We start from the raw sequence: 19,791 nt of genomic DNA, 5'->3' as shown, positions 1-19,791 counted from the left end.
ACATGACTGACTTTAGCTCGCTCTTTCACGGCTCCACCCCACAGCTGACTCCCGAGGAGCAGGCAGAAAAAGACGATGTTGCGATTTCTGCTCATTTCTCCGAGATCAATATTGATCCCATTGTCACGGCGGATCACATCTCGAAGGATTACCGCCGTTATCTGAAAACCTTCATTAACCCCGCGGAACCAGAAATTGCGCGGGAGCTCAGCCGTGCTATCGACGAGTCGACTGTCTTGGACAAGGGCCCCATCCTCCAGTTATCGCCGGCGTATGCCACGGGACGTAGTCCACAACAGCTTATCGACGAACGCATCTTAACTCCGGGGTTCGCCAAGTTGAATGCGGAAATCCCGCTTAACCGCCCCCTGTATAAGCACCAAGAAAATGCGCTTCTTAAGGCTAAAGCGGATCGCAATTTGATCGTCTCCACTGGTACAGGTTCAGGTAAAACCGAGAGCTTCTTAATCCCCATTGTCGATGCTCTGTTGCGCGAACAAGCTGAAGGCACGCTTGGGCCTGGTGTGCGCGCGCTATTGCTTTACCCAATGAACGCACTGGCTAATGACCAGGTCAAGCGATTGCGTTCGCTGCTTGCGGATACCCCGGAAATCACTTTCGGCCGATACACCGGTGACACCAAGCAGACGACAAAGGAGGCGATCCAGCAGTATAAGGCGCTCAACGACGGTAAAGTTCCGCTCGAAAATGAGCTGATTAGCCGAGAGCAGATGCAGCAAGCTCCCCCGCATATTTTGCTCACCAACTACGCAATGCTGGAATACCTGCTCCTGCGTCCCAAGGACACTCCTTTGTTTGATGGAGAGTTCGCCCAGGACTGGAAGTTCATTGTTATCGACGAGGCACACGTCTACGCCGGTGCACAAGGCTCGGAGGTGGCCATGCTTTTGCGCCGAGTCCGTGACCGGGTCGCTCACGATCGACCACTCCAGTGCATCGCTACTTCCGCGTCGCTGCAGGGATCCAAGGAGCGGATCACCGATTTCGGCTCCGATCTTTTCGGCCAACCGTTTGAATGGGTCGACGACGATCCCACACGTCAGGACGTTGTTTTTTCCACACCAGTTGAGCACCCGAGCGCTGCGACGTGGAAACTTGAAGATGCACTTTTGGATGCTGATTTCGACGAAGGCTCGTTAAAGAACGCCATTACGCGCATGGCAAGTACGCAGAATCTCACCGAATTCGAATTGGCCAACACCGAAGAACATATAGTTCGCCTTCGTGAGTTACTCACGAAACGGTCGATGAGTCTCGAGTCGGCAGCGAAGGCATTATTTTCAACTCTCCCGGTGGACCAGGGAATGCGCCGGGTGCACAATCTCGTGCTCTTGGGCGGTGCCATCACCGATGCTGCTGGACGAGTTCCTGCGCTTTCCGCGCGCTACCACATGTTCGTTCGCGCGACTGAAGGTGCTTTCATTGCCTTCGATAAGCAGCTTCGCCCTTCAATTAATTTGGATCGCGCACGGACTACTGAAAGCGGCTTTAATATCTACGAACTTGGTGCCTGCACTAAGTGCGGCACTACCCACCTCGAAGCTGAGGAGGTAAATGGCCAATTCCTTCCCATCGGAAGCACTGTAAAATCAGACAAAAAGCATTGGATCGTTCTCGGTCATAAAGAGAAGATCGCCGAGCTCGACGAAGACGATTCCATGGACGATGCAGACTTAAGCAGCAGCCAGGAAGAAGCAAAGCCTCAACAGCTAACAATGTGCATCAAGTGTGGTTCGCTTGGAGGCCCCACCGAGGTCAGTTGTAACAACTCGTCTTGCCATGATGGTGCTGTCACAAAGATTATGGTGCTGCCCCCCGAAGATAAAAATGGGCGTCAGCGCTGTCTCATTTGCGGTGGGTCGCGCCCGAATCTGATTCGCAAACTGCATACAAACCGGAACAACGCCCCAGCGGTGTTAACTACCTCATTATTCCAGCAGTTGCCGAAGGCACAGGATCCTGCCCTGAGCGAGAAGGTGGGTGGAGGCAGGAAACTCCTCTCTTTCTCTGACTCTCGCCAGGCCGCGGCCTTCGCCGCCCCTTACTTACAGAACAGTTTTACCCAGTTGCTCGAACGCCGCGTGTTCACCGAGGCGTTAAAGGAACCTTCTTTCCAACAGGGTTCGTCCTTGGACGATTGGGCAGAAACCTCGTTGAGGATCGCTCAAAACAACCAACTATTGCCCAATTCCCTCTCAAGTGCGGATCGCCAACGCACCATTTACACCGCCCTGTTCGCCGATTTGACCACCACTGCCCGCCGCCTCTCCACCGAGGGCCTGGGTTTTGCACGCATCGAAGCCAAACCTGAATTGCTCAAGGACTTGTCGGTATTCGCCAAATTAGTTGCTATCGCTTCACGTGGATTTCAACAGCAGGGCCTCTCCGCTGCTGATGCCAATCAGAGAGCTGAGCAGGAAACTCTAACGTACCTAAATATTCTCCTCCAAGAAATGCGACACCGAAGTGCACTTTTCGCCCCTTCTCTTGTGCGCATTGACGACGACCGGCTGGCACCTCGTACTGGGCAATACACGTTCAAAGAATCCGGTGGTCAAGTAAGGAAGAACAAAGCCTATTCCTGGCTCCCTGACAAAAACACGAATAGTCGTTTTCAATTGACTTTCCGTTGGCTGGCGTCTTTGGACCCTGCATTTGCAAACAGAGCAAACACCGAGGAAGTCCTGAAAACAGTGTGGTCCAGTCTCACCGAAAGTCCGATCCTTCAAAAGCCCAAAGTCGGTGGCGAGATGTACGCCGTTGAACCGGACAGCCTCCTCATTTCCGACGGACAACATTCCACCTGGTACGAATGCAATTTGTGCCGCAACCTTACCGTTTTTAATCTTCAGGGACACTGCCCCAACGGCTGGTGTGAGGGGCATCTTACCGAGGTCGATGAGAACTCTAGCGCTTATCAGGACTACCACTACCGGGTGCTCGCCCGCGAGATGGAAATCATGCCTCTAACCGCCAAAGAGCACACTGCTCAGTGGACCCCCGAAAAGGCTGCACAAATCCAACAGCAGTTCATTGACGGAGACATCAACGTACTCAGCTGCTCCACTACTTTCGAGCTGGGTGTTGACGTCGGCGACCTCCAGTCAGTTGTCCTTAGAAACGTTCCACCCAGAACAGCAAATTATGTCCAGCGCGCAGGACGTGCTGGACGTCGCGCTGGTTCCGCTGCGTTTGTGTTGACCTTTGCTAGTCGCGCCTCGCACGACTTCTCGGTGTACGCCGACCCAGTAGGCATGATCGATGGTGAGATGGCAGCACCGTTCATCAACGCGGAAAACAGCCGTATCGCTGAACGACACATTTATTCAGTAGTCTTCGCGGCCTTCCTCAAGGAACAGGCAGCGGCAAACAGGGAATGGGGTAAAGTTGGTGAATTCTTGCGCCCAGCGGACAAATCCGCCAAGGGCACTCCCCTGCTGAAAAAATACGTGGATGAACTCCCCGAAGCCGTTAATAACGCGTTGCTTCGCATATTCCCGGAATCCATTCACTCCGAGCTCAGACTTGAAACTGGCGAATGGCGCAAAAAATACCACGATCTGTGGGACAAAGTAGAAACTTCATTTAATGCAGACTACGACGTTCTCGCTGGACTTCGCGATGAGTCGTTTACTGAGCAACGAGGTAAACAAGGTGACGCATTCCAACGCACGCTTAAGACGCTTACCGACGAAAACCTGCTCAGCTACCTGCCCAAGCGAAACCTCTTGCCGAAGTACGGATTCCCGGTAGACACTGTAGAATTACAGACTTCGTTCACGCAGTACGGTGCCGATCTAAATCTGCAGCGCGATTTGCAGATGGCCATCAGCGACTACGCTCCCGGAAACGAAACCGTGGCCGGTGGCCGCGTATGGAAAACTGCAGGCGTGCGCAAATGGCCTGGCCGTGAGCTGCTGCAATACAACTACTTCACTTGCGGAAATTGCGAGCACATCGAAGCAAGCCTAGAACCAATTTCACCCGACGCCAAGTGCTCGCGGTGCGGCGTTTCAGTCGGTGAAAAGGCAACTCACACATTCTTAATTCCTGAATACGGTTTTGTTGCCAGCTCCACGGCTAAGAGCGTAGGCATGAGCATTGAATCTCGCCCCTGGAACCGAGTGGAATTCATTCACGAGCTTAGTGACCTAGATTCCGAGACGGTATTCGAGAACGAACAGGTCAAAGCCACCGTGTCCGATTGGAAGCGCACATCTATGGGCTTAATGGAGCAGGGCCGCAACGGTATGGGCTTTGCCATTTGCCCAACCTGCGGTTTTGCTGCGGAATCGTTCGTAGGAAACGAGACCCACGATAGCCCACGCACGGGCAAGGAATGCTATACCAAGTTCTTGGAATCACACTCCTTTGGCCACACGTTCGAAACCGATATCGTGGCCATCAACCTCGACGGTTACGGGTTTACTCGGCCAGAAATGAATTCTGCTCTGTTCGCTTTGATCGAGGCCGCTTCCGAACTGCTTGAAATCGATCGGGATGATCTGAACGGCACTGTCAGCTACATCGGCTCTGACTTCGCGCTCGTGCTTTACGATTCTGTCCCCGGGGGCGCCGGGATCACGGCCAAGATTCAGGACAATTTCCCTGAGGTTGTCGCAGCCGCGTATCGACGAGTTGCTGACTGCAGCTGCGGTGAAGAAACGTCGTGCTATTCGTGTATCCGTTCTTTCAGTAACCGTCGCTTCCACAACTCACTGAGTCGCCGCGATGCCAAGACCTACCTCGAACAACTCGGCAAAGCGTGTGGGTTAACGAGTGTACTGAACTAATCAAGGAGCCAAATACCCGTTAAGGATTCAACCGACAATTTTCCCTTGAATCACCAAACTAATCTTGAAAGCAAAGTCATGGTTTCTTTTACTGCGCAAGGAATGCCCACTCACCAAGAGCTGGTAGTTCCAATTCTCAGAGCACTGGACAAAATGGGTGGATCCGCCAGCTCTCGGGATTTGGTCACCGAAGTCGCAGATAACCTGCCCAATTCTGAAACGCTTTTGGAAATCACATATCCAAATAGACCTTCGACCAGTGTCCTTGAGAATCGAATTGCATTTGGTCGATCCACTGCGAAACGAATCGGCGCGCTCGAGCAACCTAATCGTGGAATGAATCTGATTACTAAGTTCGGTGAACAGCTCTTGGAGCTTGCGGAATCCGAAGCGCTAACGGAAGTGAAACGGATAGACCGAGAAAAACATAAGGAGTACAACCGAAACCGCAAGCAAAGTTCAAAGGACTCCAATACAACTGCTGTGGAAGAGCCGATGAATGATGACGCCGACGAAATCAATAGCGACGAAGAGACCATCACTAGCTGGAGAGAGCAGCTACTAAACAGACTGCATAAGCTCTCTCCTGATGGCTTTGAAAAGTTCGTCATCTACTTACTCAAACAGTATGATCTGAAGCTCACGCATATCGGTGGTACTGGTGACGAAGGAATTGATGCTATCGGCACAGCGCCACTTTCGGAGGTACTTTCCTCTCGAGTTGCTGTTCAGGTGAAGAGGTACGACCCAAATGGCAAACCGATTGGTCGCGAACCCGTTGCGCTTTTCCAAAGAGATGCAATGACCCGTGGAGCGGAGCGTGCAATCATGGTCACCCTAAGCCGATACACTGATGCCGCCCGAAAAGCAGCTACCGACGCCTCTCCTACCGTCGATCTCATCGACGGACATCGACTTGCCGAATTGATTGCAAAAGATGGAAATTCTGGTGTCCATCTAGCACCGGTTGTCGACGAAGAATGGTTCAACAGATTCGACTAACCGCTCACCTGTTCCCCAAACCCCACACCGCAGTCGCACCATTCTGATTCAATAAACACAACAACAAAAACAAAGAGAGACGGAAGCCCCATGCCTATTCACATGACGGAAGAGTTTTCACGCGGCCTTGAACTAATCAACCAAGGCCACCACGTCCTCATCACCGGCAAGGCTGGTACGGGTAAATCGACTCTGCTGCGCACCTTTCTTGAGCAGGACTCAACAAAAGAAATCCTGGTTACCGCCCCCACCGGAGTCGCAGCGCTGAACATCGACGGCTTCACCATCCATCGCACCTTCGGGTTCCGTCCCGGGATGTGGCCCGACGATCTTAGTACCGGCAAATGGAACCCAAGCTCGAGCACGCGCGAGGTTCTCAAGGCCGTTGACATCCTTGTTGTCGATGAAATCTCCATGGTGCGCGCTGATCTCTTCGACATGATGGACATTGCCCTGCGCACCCTCCGCAAAAACGACCAGCCGTTCGGCGGGGTTCAACTCGTGCTCGTCGGCGACCTCCTCCAGCTCCCTCCAGTGGTCCAAGACAATGAGCGCGAAATCTTCACTAGCCAGTGGAAGACGCCATTCTTCTTCTCCGCTCACTGCTTCGATTCCCTCAGCCTCAGGAGCATCAACTTAACCAAGGTCTGGCGCCAGTCCGACAACGAATTCATCGAGATCCTCAACCAGGTCCGCGAGGGCAGCGTCGGCGATGCGGCCCTCAAGGTCCTCAACGAGCACGTCGATGCGGACTTCCACGCACCGAATGACTGGGTCACGCTCGCTTCGCGACGAAACACTGTGGAAAAAATCAACAGCCAGCACTTAGAGAAACTTCCAACGAAGAAATTCGTTTCCGTGGCGCGGCACACCGGAAACACCAACGGTGGATCCTTTAGCGGCTCCGAGGAATTGCACTACGCCACCGGTGCCCGAGTAATGACTATCGTCAACGACCCTCAAGACGCATTTGTTAACGGTAGTTTCGGCACCATTGTCAGCGCCGATGAGGAATCGATCACCGTCCGTCTTGATCACAGCAACGAGAACGTCAAACTCGGCCGGCATACGTGGGAGGTCAAGCAGCCTTCGATGAGTGGCGGATCGATTAGCAGCAATGTCGTCGGCACGATCGAGCAGTTCCCGGTGATTCTCGCCTGGGCGATTACTATCCATAAATCCCAGGGCAAGACGATCCCGAAGTGCTACATCAATCTCACTGGCGGGACAACCACCGAAGGCCAGTTCTACGTTGCCCTTTCTCGTGCCGTCGACCTTGAGCACCTGCGCTTTAGTGCTCCTGTCGAGCCTCGCCATATCCGGGCGAATAACTCATTGGTGCGCATGATTCGTCGCGAAGTGAGCCCGCAGGTGACAACCAACAGGGTCGTGTTCTTGTCTTTCGACGGTGTGAATTTCGGGATCAGCGATCACATCGCACGCGCACACGCGATTGTCATGGAAGGCCAGGAGATCGTGGCTAACTTCGGCACGTGGATCAATCCCATGGCTGACCTGGGTGAATTCGGCAAGGAGAACAACATCCCGGCAGGTGGCCTTGCGCTAGCGCCTACTCTCGGCGACTTTTGGCCATTGCTGCTTCGCCAGGCGGAAGGCGGAATCGTTGTCGCTGATGGCTTGCCTAAGCTGGAGCGGGCGGTGCGTCACCAGGAAAGGGGCCTCGATCTTGCGCTCGGGGTGGGCTACGACATCGACGAGCTCAACGTGGTTCTCACCAGCACCGGTGTTGAGGATCGCTGCCTTGAAATGGTCGCGTCTTACCAACTGGGAACCTTTCAAGTAGGCCAGGGCACGCCCGTTCCAGAGGCCGATCTTGAGGCCGAAGGCTCCGTGTACATCCCATCGTGGGCTCCCGCCTCGAACATGGTGCTCGACCCTAAGCACGCCACCGAATCGGATCGCGCCTGGGCGGCATTCTCCGGTGGCGAGACCAACGACCTGGACTTTGCGGAGCTTTCCGAAACCGCCGAGTTGCTCTCTGCGTGGGCCGTCTCGCGCAGCTATTGGAACGAGCAAACTTACAATGAGGTGAAAGAGCGCGCCAACAACGCCGGCCTCTACTACCTTGACCTTCCCGAGGTGGAAGAGCACAACGTCGACCTCAACGAATTGTTCGCGCCCGGTACCCGCGTCGCGTTCACGGGCCGCGACAACCTGCTCGGTGGCCCCGCCGACGACGAGCGACTCACGGAAATCTGCGAAGCCCGCGACCTCGTATATAAGACCGGTGTATCCAAATCGCGTTGCGATGTCCTCGTCGCGCTCGACCCCGCATCCATGTCGCGGAAGGCTCAAAACGCACGCGAATACGGCAAGCCGATCGTTGCGCAGGCGGATTTCGAGGAGTGGTACGAGAACGGTTCGACCCCGGCATCGGAGCCAGAGCCGGAAACAGTTCCAGCACCGGAAATAATTCAAGAGGAACCTGCCGTTCCGGAGCCCGCTGAAGCTCCCCACACTGCAGACCCTCACGAACTGCTCACCTCCGGCACGCGCATCGCCTTCCGAGGCACCACCATCGTCGACGGCCAGCGCTACGCACACGGCGAGCAGCTGCAATCGCTCTGCGAAGAGCTCGGCCTCGAGTACAAGCAGGCCGTGAGCAAGACTCGCTGCGACGTCCTGGTCACCGACGATCTCAGCTCCACCGACGGCAAGATGATGCTAGCCAAGCGCTACGACAAGCCCCTGATCACGCAGGAAGCTTTCGATCTGTGGGCCACCGACCGCCTGGCCGAACTCGAAGAATTCGAAGAATTCGAAGAAGAGGAAGCTCCAGCTTCGGTTCCCCTAGAGACCGAAGAACTCGATGAGCCCATCGAACACCAGGCGTGGGAAGACGCCACGCTTCACGACGATTCCCCTCTCCACCCCGAGCCATGTAGCGATCCACAGCCAACCACGTTCGATTCGAACCCATTCGACGTCGAACCGTCGTACAAAACAACAGAAGAGAAAACATATGAGCAGCCGTATGTTGCGGCGACCAATTTCGCACCACCGACTAGCCCGGTACCTGCCACTGTCCCCGAACAACCTGTAGAGAAGAAGCCCAACAAGAACGCGCGCCGTTTGAAATCGTCCCTCATCGGAGTGGTGGTCACTTTCGTCCTCATCATCGTGTTCGGGATGATGAACATGATCCCACTTGGAGGCATTTCCATGCTGGCAATGTTCGGATTCATGGGCCTAAGCGTTATCTTCGCCGTGATGGCCATCGTCGAGCACTTTAGGAACCGCTAGCCCGACCAAGAATCGCGCCAGCCGTCAGCGCAACCTGACGGTCCTCGCTCCGCGTTAACTCGCGGAGCAACTCCGCAGCCTCATCTAGTGGAATCTCCGCCAACGCCTGCACGAACCGCAGCTTCACGTCCACAGGAGCCGAACCCGAAGCAATCCGCCACCCAATCTCCGCAACATCCTCCCCAGAGGCCAACCCCGCTAGCAATTCGGCAGCCTCCACGTCGTCCACGCCCTGCTCAATCAAGCCCAACAACGCCGGCACAACACCACGGTCTCCCCGCCGAGCCAGCTCAAACACCGCAACCCGCGACTCCTCCGCCTCCAGCATCTCGGCAGGCACAATATCCGGCAACAACGACACCAACCGCACCCGCTCATCCTCGGACAAACTCGGCAGCAGCTCCAACAAAACATCTTCCGCCGAAGCATCCTGACGCACCGACCATTGCAGCGCGCCAATCACATTTGGATCGGACTCCCGAGCAAGCGCAACCAACGCCAATCCAGTCGGTGCCGAGAGAGCCGCCCGGTACCGCGCATTGTCGCCTCGTTGCTCGAAAGTCCGCACCGCATCCAGGTACGAAAGCAACGAATCCACGCTATCCGGCGCACTCGACATCAGGCTCCGCACCCGCACCAGCAACGCCCGTTCCGCTTCCAAACGCGCCTCAATCTCGGCCTCCAAATGCGACAAAATCTCAGCAACCGAAGGCTCTCCCTCGAGCGCCTCGCCAATTTCCTTCAGGCTCATCCCAATCGAACGCAGGCTCTCCACCTTCACCAGCCTGCGAAAATCCTCCTCCGAATACTCGCGATATCCCGCCGAAGTCCGCGCGCTCGGACTCACCAATCCGAGGCCGTCGTAATGGCGCAGCATCCTCTTCGAGACCCCACTGCGCCCCGCAACCTCTCCAATCCGCATCGCCTCACACCTCCGCAATCAATGAGTTCAAGTCTAGCTCCGAGTCGAGCATCCAGGCCCGCGTCGCCGCAGCGTGAGCACAAGATTGCTTATCGACGACCACCAGTACCTCACCACCCAACGCACCAAAAGCCCGCGTCAAACTTCGTTTAAACTCAAAGCTCCCTCGCCCGAACTGGGTAGCCAGGGTCTCCGCAAGACCTACCTTCTCCGCGCTAGGAACCACTAACACCGCAGCACGCCAGGCCGCCTGCGCGACTTCCTCTTCCTCGCTCAAAAGCAGCTCATCTGTTATCGCTTCCCAAATCTCCGCAGGCGCCTTGTCATGCAACTTCGACAACGTATGCAACGACTGACTACGCACCTGCGCCACCGGATCCTTCAACTTCCCAATGAGCAACGGAATCGATTCCTCCACCGGCATACGCGTGATTGCCCAAGTAAGCATTTCGCGAACGAAGAAGTCCTCCTCCACACCGAACCGCCCTACCAAGTCCTGCAAATACTCAGTTGCTCGCTCCGTGCCAATGTGCAGCGCCGCTTTCAACCGAACATTCGGATCCCGCGCGACAAGTGCATTCAAAACTGTATTTCTCATACCTCCATTTGAATCGTTGACACAATGTGAAGGTCAAGCCACTACTTGAAAACTGAATGAAAAATCCCAGTACCGAGCGTATTGTGAAGGCATCAACAGCCGTTGATCACATTTAGTAACAAGGAGCTAGACAATGCAAACCACCGCTGCAGTCGTTCGCGCTGCGAAGGAGCCCTTCGAGATCACCACGCTCGAACTCGACGAGCCACGATCCAACGAAGTCCAGGTCAAAATGATCGCCTCCGGCGTCTGCCACACCGACGCCATCGCCCGCGACCAGATTTACCAAACCTACCTCCCAGCCGTCTTCGGCCACGAAGGCTCCGGCATCGTCGAAGCAGTCGGCTCCGACGTCACCTCCGTCACACCAGGCGACCGAGTCGTCCTCGGCTTCAACTCCTGCGGCAAGTGCTCCAAGTGCCTCGCCGGCGCCCCAGCATACTGCGAGAACTTCTACGCAAAGAACTTTTCCGGACTTCGCGACGACGAAACGACCGCCTTCACCGACGGCTCCGAAAAAGTCGGATCCCACTTCTTCGGTCAATCCTCTTTCGCCCAATACACCAACGTCTCCGCACGCAGCGTTGTCAAAGTAGACAACGACATCCCTCTTGAACTGCTTGGCCCACTAGGATGTGGCCTGTCCACCGGCGCGGGCGCCATCATCAACTCACTCGGAGTTAAGGCCGGCGACACCGTCGCTGTCTTCGGCACCGGCGCCGTGGGCTGTGCAGGCATCATGGCAGCAGCCGCAATCGGCGCAACCACCATCATCGCCGTCGACATTCACGATTCCCGCCTCGAACTGGCCAAAGAACTCGGCGCCACCCACACCATCAACTCCCGTACCGAGAATCCAGTAGAAAAGATCCGCGAAATCACCGGCGACGGCGTGAACTACGCACTCGACTCCACCGGCGTTGTCGCCGTCACCCGCCAGGCAGCAGACTCCCTAGCGATCAACGGCACCGTCGGCCTCGTCGGCGCCCCAGCTCCAGGTACCGAAGTATCCTTCGAGGTTGGTGCATCCCTGACCCGCGGCTGGAAATTCCGCACCATAGTCGAGGGCGACGCCATCCCACAGGACTTCATCCCACGTCTGGTCCAACTGTGGCAACAGGGCAAGTTCCCCATCGAAAAGCTGGTACGCACCTACCCACTCGACAAGATCAACGACGCATTCGCGGACTCCGCAAGCGGCGAAGTAATCAAACCAATCGTGACGTTTGAGTAATCCCTTGTTTTTCGTGCATTTACCTGACCACAAATAGTTCTCCTCGATTTGTTGCCAATGTCTCGGCAAACCATCGAGGAGTTCTTATTTTGCGATTTTGCAGTGCCACCCTACGCATCATTCAGAGATCTTTAACTAGGGTGTTTTTACATGCAGAAAAATTCGGCAATCACTGCCTTACGAGAGTTTTCCAAAGAGAGAAATTGGGGGCAGTTTCATACTCCAGCCAATCTTGCGAAAAGCATTTCGATCGAGGCAGCTGAACTGCTCGAATGTTTCCAATGGGATGACAGTGGGAAACTCGACAAGGCTCGTCTTGAGCTCGCCGATGTTTTGACCTATGCCTATTATCTTGCCGATTCGCTAGGCGAATCTCCAGAATCTCTCATCATGGAGAAACTCGAAATCACTCGCTCAAAGTATCCGATTGAGAAGAGTTTCGGAACTTCAGCCAAATACGACGAGCTCTAACCAGAAAGGAACCACGTAAGAGTATGAAACTTTCTGGAAAAACACGCGCCGAGGTTAGGCCCTTCTCCTACTCCGCTGAAAGTCTCCGAGATTTCCTTCAAGCGATCGAAAACGAAGACGAGGAAACTCAGAAGCTTTTGCTGAATTACCCAACGGTATACGTTGTCTATCATCGCTCGAAGGATAGTTATCGCGTGTATGTCGGGGAAACCAACGATATCGCTCAGCGAACAAAAACCCACCTTACTTCGGATCCTCGTCTCGTCGATCTCAGACAAGAAGACATCGATAAAGTTCTTCTGCTACCAGAGAACTTCGATGCCAAGCTAGTTCAGTCCGCGAAGTGGAAAGCTTTTAGAGACAACGATTCCACGATCCTCGTCATTGGCCATACTTTGTTCAATAAGTCAATGACACTGGACATCGAAGATCGATTGATGCTGTTCCTTTCCAGCGTCGACGATGTGGAATCTGCAGGTGCGAACTCTGTCAAAATAAATAACTCACGACGCAACGTTCAGACTGAATACTTCACGCAGGAATTTGTGAACCAGGCGTTTCAGGAAATCTGGCGGAAGCTGCGCGATCACGATCCTGAGCTCTTCCCACTCGAGCGGATGATCCGAGAATCAGCTCTTTTCAAAGCATCCCCGTTTCACCAACTCAATGAGCAACAAGTCGGTGCCAAAGTTCAAATCTTAGACGCAGTTGATAATGCTTTAACCGTTGACGAGTTCGATCGCGACCAAGAAGAATCACAACTTATTTTAGTTAAAGGTGGTGCTGGAACTGGGAAGACAGTCTTGCTCAGCAGCGTCTTTTATGACCTTTTCCAAGCGCGCGAAAGTGACGATTCTTTGGGCGAAACAGACGATTTCGAGGCGTACTTGTTAGTCAATCACGATGAACAAGTCACCGTCTATACGCAAATCGCGGAGAAGCTAGGCCTCGGCAATAAGAAGAATCCTCGCGTCATGAAACCAACCAAATTCATTAATGATCGCCAAGATTCCGGGAAAATCGCAGATGTCGTACTTATCGACGAAGCCCATCTACTGTGGACTCAAGGTAAGCAGTCATATCGTGGCGAAAATCAACTGGTCGATATCCTCGGACTTGCCCGCGTCGTCATTGCAGTTTTTGATCCGATGCAAGTCCTTGCAGGCAACCAATATTGGCAAGATGAAGATCTTGAAGCTCTTGAGATTCGCGCTGGAGATGGAAACATCATCGAGCTTAGCGAGCAAATGCGCATCGACTCCGACGGTCCTGCCGAAGACTGGATCACCGAGTTCGTTCAAAACGGCACGATAAACCCGATCCCGACCAACGACAAGTACAAGATTGAGGTTTTCAATTCGCCTCAAGAACTTCACGCGAAGATTCAAAAGAAATCGGACCCGAGCGAAGAGTCCGAAGTTGAAAAGGGCTTGTCTCGTCTGATCGCAACGTACGACTGGCGCTTTTCCTCTGGAAAAACCCGCCCAGAGGACAGCGACACTTGGGACGTAACCATCGATTCGTTCAGGCTGCCGTGGAATAACCAGGGCGATTACGGTCGTGGTGGCAAGAATTTGTCGTGGGCAGAACGCGAACAGACTGTCGATGAAGTCGGATCCATCTTCACTGTGCAGGGATTTGACCTGAATTATGCAGGGGTGATTATCGGACCTTCAGTCAAATACCGAAACGGGCAAATCATTTTCGACGCCGATGCAAGTGAAAACCCGAATGTAAAAAATCAACGAACGCTAGTAGTTGACGGAGAAACAGTGAAAAAAGACGTCAGCCAAGGCCTTCTCAAAAACCAACTCAACGTCTTAATGACCCGTGGTGTCCGAGGAATGGGCATTTACGCCGTCGACGACGAACTAAGAAAAGCACTTCTCAAGGCACAAAAGAATTCTGAAGCAAGCTCGTAGGGTAATCTGAATCCTTACTTAGTGGCTCAAAAGAAGTGGGAACCATGAATAAACTCGGCACGATCCTTGCAAGTTCAGTTCTCCTGTTGGGACTCGTCGGATGCGGAGCAGGTGAATCAACGGCACCGGAGACCACAAGCACCACCTCTGCAGTAACTACTTCTCCAACCACATCGTCGACTTCGACCACCACCTCGAGCACTAGTGCAGAATCTCCTATGAGCAGTGAGTCAACACCGCAAACTGTCGTAGAGGAGACGAATGCAGAGCCAAGCTCGGTCGCTCAAGAGCCCGTCGTCGCTCCAGAAGCTCCTCCTTTTATGCAGCCCGAAGAGTATGACCCATACGGTCCACCACAGTTTGTCCGATGCTGGGAAGCAAACGCAGCCGTAATGTCAGATGGCACAATTGTGGGCGACGCCATTAATTGTGCACCGGAAGTTCCTCAAGAGGCTTCGTACATGGACGGATATCCGCCACAGGCACCTCGAGCAGATGGATGCGTTAGCCCCGCAGCAACATGCGGTTATTACGACGAAAGCGGAAACCCAATCTGGTTCGATAAACAGACCGGCGAGACTTCACCTCGTTATTATGACGAATTCGGCAACCCCACTATGGAAGCCCCATAACCAAACCAACCTCCCCCTCGTCGCAAAGCGAACCCCCAAAAACCCACCACCCGTAACACTCCCGCCCCACCTCCCGATAAACAGAAGTGCCTCAAAAGAGGCCTGTGAGTATCACTCCCAAAGAGTTTCGTTTTAGACTGTGAGACTATGACTGCTTCCAAACCTGACCTGACTACTACCGCAGGCAAGCTCAACGATCTTCGAGCACGCCAGGCGGAGGCGCAGGCTCCCCGTGGCAGCGAGACCATCGAGTCCGTCCACGAGGCCGGCAAGTCCACCGCCCGCGAGCGCGTGGAGCTGCTTCTCGACGAAGGCACGTTCACCGAAACCGACGCCCTGGCACGCCATCGCGTGGAGGAGTTCGGTATGGATCGTCAGAAGTTTTCCACCGACGGCGTGGTCACCGGCTTTGGCCAGATTGGCGGGCGTCGCGTCTGCGTGTTCTCACAGGACCCCACCATCTTCGACGGTGAGCTCGGCGAAGTCTACGCCGACAAGATTCTGAAGATCTACGATCTGGCGACCAAGACTGGTGTGCCGCTGATCGGTATTTATGATTCCGCAGGTCCGCGCTTCCAGGAGGGCGTGGTTACCGCCGCGGCCTATGCGAAGATCCTGCGCGCTTCCACTGAGGCTTCGGGGCTGGTGCCGCAGATCGCTGTCGTCGCTGGCAATACCTCTACCCTGGCGTCGCTGACGGTGCCGATCTCGGACATCGTGATCATGACCGATGATGCATCTTTGCACCTGACCACCCCGGAGGTCGTGTCCAAGGTGTCCGGCACCGAAGCCACTGCGGCCTCCATCGGTGGCGCAAACGTGCACGCGCAGATCACCGGTCTTGCCTCGCTGACCGCGGCGAACGACGAGGATGCGGTCCGCGCTGCTCGAGATGTGGTCAGCTACCTACCGGTGAATAACCAGGCGGTCTCCCCGCTCGGCACCGCCGCAGAGAACCCGATTGATACCGAGGCAGCGACGCTCGACGAGTTCATGCCGGATGACGACAACGTGCCTTACGATGTTCTGGAGATCATCAATAAGGTCACCGACGGCGATTTCTTCGAGCTCAAGGCAAACTACGCCGACAATATTGTCACCGGTTTCGCCCACATTTCGGGCCGCGCGATCGGCGTGCTGGCCAACCAGCCGACCTCGCTGGCAGGCTGCCTCAACGGCGACGCCGCGGACAAGGCTGCGCGTTTCATCCGTATGTGCGACGCGTTCAACCTGCCTATCGTCGAGTTCGTGGACTCCCCCGGTTTCGTGCCTTCCACCGAGGAAGAGCACGGCAACATTGCTGCCCGCGCGGCCGCCCTCGCCTACGCCTACGCGGAGGCGCAGGTGGGCACGGTGACTGTGATTACCCGCAAGGCAATCGGCCCGTCGTATGTGCTGATGGGTTCCAAGAACCTCGGCGCGGACTTCGTCTACGCCTGGCCAACCGCCCAAATTGCGCTGGCAGACGCCCCAACCGCCGCCGAGAAGCTGGGCGTGGATGCCGACGAGTACGCCGAAGCCAACATCAATCCTTACGTGGCCGCCGAGTCCGGTCTCGTCGACGCTGTCATCGAGCCAGCCGCGACGCGCAGGCAGGTCGTCGAGGGTCTTCGACTCCTCGAGCGCAAGGTGTTGCACCCCCGTCCGAAAAAGCACGGTAATATTCCGCTGTAAGCAATCAAGGAGATTTCAACCATGTCTACTTCGACCTCCCCTATTTTCAAGGTCCTCAAGGGCAGCCCTTCCGATGTTGAGCTTGCAGCCCTCACCGCCGTGATCAGCGGCCTGCAGTCCGACGCAACGCGCAACACCAAGGACGCCGAGTCCAACCTCTGGGGCACCCCTAAGGCCCGCATGAGCGCGCAAACCCTGTACAACCCAGGTGCGTTCTCCACGGTCACGTTCTACTAATGCAGCTAGTTCTAGCCTCGCAGTCGCCGTCACGCCGCATGATCCTCGAATCAGGCGGCGTTTCGCCGTTGCTGCGCCCCGCACACATCGACGAGGACGCTCTTTTGGCATCGCTTCACGACGAAGCACCTGCCTCTCGCGTGGCCGCCCTCGCTAAAGCCAAGGCCGAAACCGTCGCTCCCGACTACCCACAAGATGTGGTTATTGGTTGCGACTCAATGCTGCTCCTCAACGGCCAGCTCCAAGGCAAGCCGCTCACCGTGGAGAACACCATCGCCCGGTGGAAGGCGCAGCGCGGCCAGACTGCTCATTTGCTCACCGGCCACGCCGTGACCTACCAGGGCCAATGGGTCACCGAAACGGTGTCCACAGCCATCTCATTCGGTGACGTCTCGGATGCCGACATCGAGGCCTACGCCCGCTCCGGCGAGCCCCTCGAGTGCGCCGGCGCTTTCACTCTTGAGGCCCTGGGAGGCTGGTTCATCGACTCTATCGACGGTGACCCATCGTCCGTGATCGGCCTCTCGCTGCCCTTGTTGAGGCGTTGCCTCTACTCGTTTGGGCTCAACGCCAGCGACTTCTGGACGTAACTTCCCCACCGGGTAACCTAGGCCTCATGGAAATTAACGACATGCTCGCCCCTCAGCCCCTTCGCCTTCCCGAGGATCCGGCCCAGGGCAAGGATCTGCTAGATAACTCCACCGCCTACGCCCACCCCGATTCCCCATCCGTCTGGGCTGCGCGCGCCGAGGACGAGCTCGAGGGCGGCGACCCACTCGTCGCCTACGCCTACGCCCGCACCGGCTACCACCGCTCCCTAGATCGCCTGCGCGCTAACGGTTGGAAGGGTTGGGGTCCTGTCCCCTACAGCCACGTTCCTAACCAGGGTGTGCTGAAGTCCATCGCTATGTTGGCGCTGACGTCCAAGGCAATTGGCGACGAGGCCGAGTACGACCGCTGCCGTGGCATGCTTTCGGATGCTGATCCGGCTGCGGTGGCTGAGCTGCTCGACTAACCGATGTTATCGACCACGCGCAATTTATGTGCTTATTCCCGCACCTAAAACGCTTTTAAATCAGCATGGTCGATTCTGGAATCGACCAAGACACAAAAATTCCCGCAACCAGCTGAAACCAGCCAGGTTGCGGGATTTTTCGTCGTAAAGCGTGTTACTTCTGTGCCATCTTGCTCGTGTTCTCAGCCGTGCGCACCATAGAAACGTAAAACTCTAGGGTCACGCGCGCCATGATTATCCCGAACAGGAAAAGCAGGCCGCCAATAATCAGCACAGCGAAGAGCGCCAGCAAACCAATGCCAATCCCTTCGGAGAAAGCGGACAGGGAAAACACCAGCATGAAGGCCCAGTACAAGGCCAAGAACACAATGGCCACAATGTAGATGACCTTGGCAAAGCGGATGGTAATGAAGTTGGTGAAGGAGAAGTCGAAGAGCGCACCGAAGAAGCTCACACCACCCGACTGCTGCGCATTCTGCTGCTGGGAGCCACCGGCGGGGTACTGCGGGTAACCCTGCTGCGGGTTGTAGCCGTAGTTTGATTGGTTCTGATCAGGGCGTTCGTTGTTGTAAGGGTCCTGCGGGGAGGTCATAATTAGCTCCTTGAAGTCAGGTGATCACGATACGGGATGCACTTCGAGCGTATCCCGATACGCGACCACCCGCATCAAAACCTCTGCACAAAAACTGGTTAAACCAGCGCAGCCTCAGCCTTTGCCATGACGCGCTTGATAGCCTCGTCGGCAACCATTTCCTGGATGCCCATGTCTAGCTCCGAGGTGAAGCCCACGCAGGAGCAGTTAATCTCGCCGAGAACATACGCGTCGCGGCCATCTGGGCCATCGTCGAGCATGAAGTCTGCGGTCCAGATCAGTGGGATGTTGTCGCCGCCGAGCTTCTCTGCGATCACAGGGCGAGCCTCTGCGAACAAGTCGATGAGCTCCTGCCACTTGGAAGGCTCGTCGTAGGTGTACTTTGCGCCGGAGAACAAGGTAGCGGAGAAGTTGTCTTCGCCCTCGGCTGGCTTCTTGTGCACAACGAAGACTGGGTGTGGGCCAACCAGCAGGATGCGGATTTCGCCCTCAACGATGCGAGGCATGAAGCGCATATCTACAAGCATGCCGTTTTCGCCGATGATGTACTGGTCACAGAAATCCATGAACTCGCCAAGCTCGCGGACCTCGGAGTGGTTGTCCACTGCCTCGGTGGCCTTGATCTTGGTGTCCAGGGGAAGTTCGGTGCCTGGCTCGACGGAAGCTGCAAACTCCTTATCCAGCAAGCGCACACGCCAGATGCCGGAACCTGTGGAGCCACGGTTCTGCTTCAGCACGCGCTCACCGAAAGACAGCGAGGTTGGGAAGGTGTTGTGGAAGGTTTCCAGGTCGTAGTATGCAGCGGTGTCGCTTGGGACAAGGTCGGTGTCGTTGAGCTTGACCAGCGCATCCTTCGCGCCATATGCCATCATTTCCGCTGGTGTGGACATGCCCACGAGGCCCGCCTCGGAGAGCTGGGTAAGAAGGTCGAAGTAACCGGCTTCGCCGCCCGGGATATTGCCCGGGTTTACGCGAGAGATATAGGCATCGAAATTGTTGGAGACGTACTCAAGGAGAGCTTCGGACCACTCAGGACGGTAGTAGACAACTTCAGCGTGCCACCCCTTGTCCTTAATGGCATTGACGATTGGCATAGTGTCGCGGCGGTGACCGTCGAAGTACTTGTCCGAGCCACCTTCTACTTCAAAGACAACGATTGCTTTATGCATGTGGATCCCTTTCTCGGGCAGGTCCAATACACTGGGCAGGACCTGTTCTACATTAAAAAACAGCCCTACCACTTATTACATTCCAAGTCGTTAGGCCATTGCAGATCACACATTAATGCCCAACCCCAATTTCTGCCGAGTTGCATAGGCCTTCTAGCAAAAGAAGTAACCAAGCACACATAAGGGCTCCGACACGTACGAAACCACGCTGAAAAAGGTAAGGTTGCACACGAGTATTTATTAGA

At 55.4% G+C, this 19,791-nt stretch carries 15 protein-coding genes; 11 read left to right on the top strand and 4 right to left on the bottom strand.

Annotation, left to right across the window (positions count from 1 at the left end):
* Window positions 1-2: 2 nt before the first annotated feature.
* The 3 genes from ACXZ66_RS03495 (at window position 3) to ACXZ66_RS03485 (ending at window position 9,080) form a co-directional block, all read left to right on the top strand.
* Window positions 3-4,814, top strand: a complete 4,812-nt coding sequence (locus tag ACXZ66_RS03495) for a DEAD/DEAH box helicase (RefSeq protein ID WP_458750527.1) — start codon at window positions 3-5, stop codon at window positions 4,812-4,814.
* Window positions 4,815-4,859: 45 nt separating this feature from the next.
* Window positions 4,860-5,816, top strand: a complete 957-nt coding sequence (locus ACXZ66_RS03490) for a restriction endonuclease (RefSeq protein WP_458750525.1) — start codon at window positions 4,860-4,862, stop codon at window positions 5,814-5,816.
* A gap of 90 nt (window positions 5,817-5,906) precedes the next feature.
* Complete coding sequence (locus ACXZ66_RS03485; RefSeq protein WP_458750523.1) at window positions 5,907-9,080, top strand: ATP-dependent DNA helicase; 3,174 nt, start codon at window positions 5,907-5,909, stop codon at window positions 9,078-9,080.
* On the opposite strand, the gene ACXZ66_RS03480 is transcribed toward ACXZ66_RS03485, so the two are convergent.
* Entirely contained in the window at window positions 9,067-10,002 is a 936-nt protein-coding gene (locus tag ACXZ66_RS03480) for a MerR family transcriptional regulator (protein ID WP_458750521.1), read from the bottom strand. The genes ACXZ66_RS03485 and ACXZ66_RS03480 overlap by 14 nt on opposite strands.
* Before the next feature lie 4 nt (window positions 10,003-10,006).
* Window positions 10,007-10,600, bottom strand: coding sequence for a HEAT repeat domain-containing protein (locus tag ACXZ66_RS03475; RefSeq protein ID WP_458750520.1), 594 nt, complete (start codon window positions 10,598-10,600; stop codon window positions 10,007-10,009).
* Window positions 10,601-10,733: 133 nt separating this feature from the next.
* Between ACXZ66_RS03475 and ACXZ66_RS03470 the strand changes: the two genes are divergently transcribed.
* The 8 genes from ACXZ66_RS03470 (at window position 10,734) to ACXZ66_RS03435 (ending at window position 17,785) form a co-directional block, all read left to right on the top strand.
* A complete protein-coding gene (locus ACXZ66_RS03470) occupies window positions 10,734-11,834 on the top strand; it encodes an NAD(P)-dependent alcohol dehydrogenase (RefSeq protein ID WP_458750519.1) in 1,101 nt (366 codons plus the stop codon).
* A gap of 150 nt (window positions 11,835-11,984) precedes the next feature.
* A complete protein-coding gene (locus ACXZ66_RS03465; protein ID WP_458750518.1) occupies window positions 11,985-12,305 on the top strand; it encodes a nucleotide pyrophosphohydrolase in 321 nt (106 codons plus the stop codon).
* 23 nt (window positions 12,306-12,328) lie between these two features.
* Window positions 12,329-14,227, top strand: coding sequence for a DUF2075 domain-containing protein (locus ACXZ66_RS03460; protein ID WP_458750516.1), 1,899 nt, complete (start codon window positions 12,329-12,331; stop codon window positions 14,225-14,227).
* 44 nt (window positions 14,228-14,271) lie between these two features.
* Window positions 14,272-14,859: a hypothetical protein gene (locus ACXZ66_RS03455; RefSeq protein WP_458750515.1), complete on the top strand. Its 588-nt coding sequence runs from the start codon at window positions 14,272-14,274 to the stop codon at window positions 14,857-14,859.
* Between the two features lie 147 nt (window positions 14,860-15,006).
* Window positions 15,007-16,533: an acyl-CoA carboxylase subunit beta gene (locus ACXZ66_RS03450; protein WP_458750514.1), complete on the top strand. Its 1,527-nt coding sequence runs from the start codon at window positions 15,007-15,009 to the stop codon at window positions 16,531-16,533.
* A 21-nt stretch (window positions 16,534-16,554) separates the two neighbouring features.
* On the top strand, window positions 16,555-16,770 hold the full coding sequence (locus ACXZ66_RS03445; protein ID WP_458750513.1) for an acyl-CoA carboxylase subunit epsilon: 216 nt from the start codon (window positions 16,555-16,557) through the stop codon (window positions 16,768-16,770).
* Window positions 16,770-17,360 carry a Maf family protein gene (locus ACXZ66_RS03440; RefSeq protein ID WP_458750512.1) on the top strand — a complete coding sequence of 197 codons (591 nt, stop codon included), beginning with the start codon at window positions 16,770-16,772 and terminating at the stop codon, window positions 17,358-17,360. The genes ACXZ66_RS03445 and ACXZ66_RS03440 overlap by 1 nt, the downstream gene beginning before the upstream one ends.
* Before the next feature lie 26 nt (window positions 17,361-17,386).
* On the top strand, window positions 17,387-17,785 hold the full coding sequence (locus tag ACXZ66_RS03435) for a DUF3151 domain-containing protein (protein WP_458750511.1): 399 nt from the start codon (window positions 17,387-17,389) through the stop codon (window positions 17,783-17,785).
* Window positions 17,786-17,939: 154 nt separating this feature from the next.
* Here the strand turns inward: ACXZ66_RS03435 and ACXZ66_RS03430 are convergent, their stop codons facing one another.
* Together ACXZ66_RS03430 and ACXZ66_RS03425 are read right to left on the bottom strand one after the other, a co-directional pair.
* The gene (locus tag ACXZ66_RS03430; protein ID WP_458750510.1) at window positions 17,940-18,377 is read right to left on the bottom strand and encodes a DUF4282 domain-containing protein; all 438 of its coding nucleotides are present in this window, start codon (window positions 18,375-18,377) and stop codon (window positions 17,940-17,942) included.
* A 98-nt stretch (window positions 18,378-18,475) separates the two neighbouring features.
* Window positions 18,476-19,546 carry a Cj0069 family protein gene (locus ACXZ66_RS03425; protein WP_458750509.1) on the bottom strand — a complete coding sequence of 357 codons (1,071 nt, stop codon included), beginning with the start codon at window positions 19,544-19,546 and terminating at the stop codon, window positions 18,476-18,478.
* Window positions 19,547-19,791 lie beyond the last annotated feature (245 nt).

The sequence above is a fragment of the Corynebacterium sp. S7 genome (assembly GCF_054401105.1).
The sequence above is the reverse complement of the archived record's forward strand: the minus strand, read 5'-3'. Positions and strand labels throughout refer to the sequence as shown.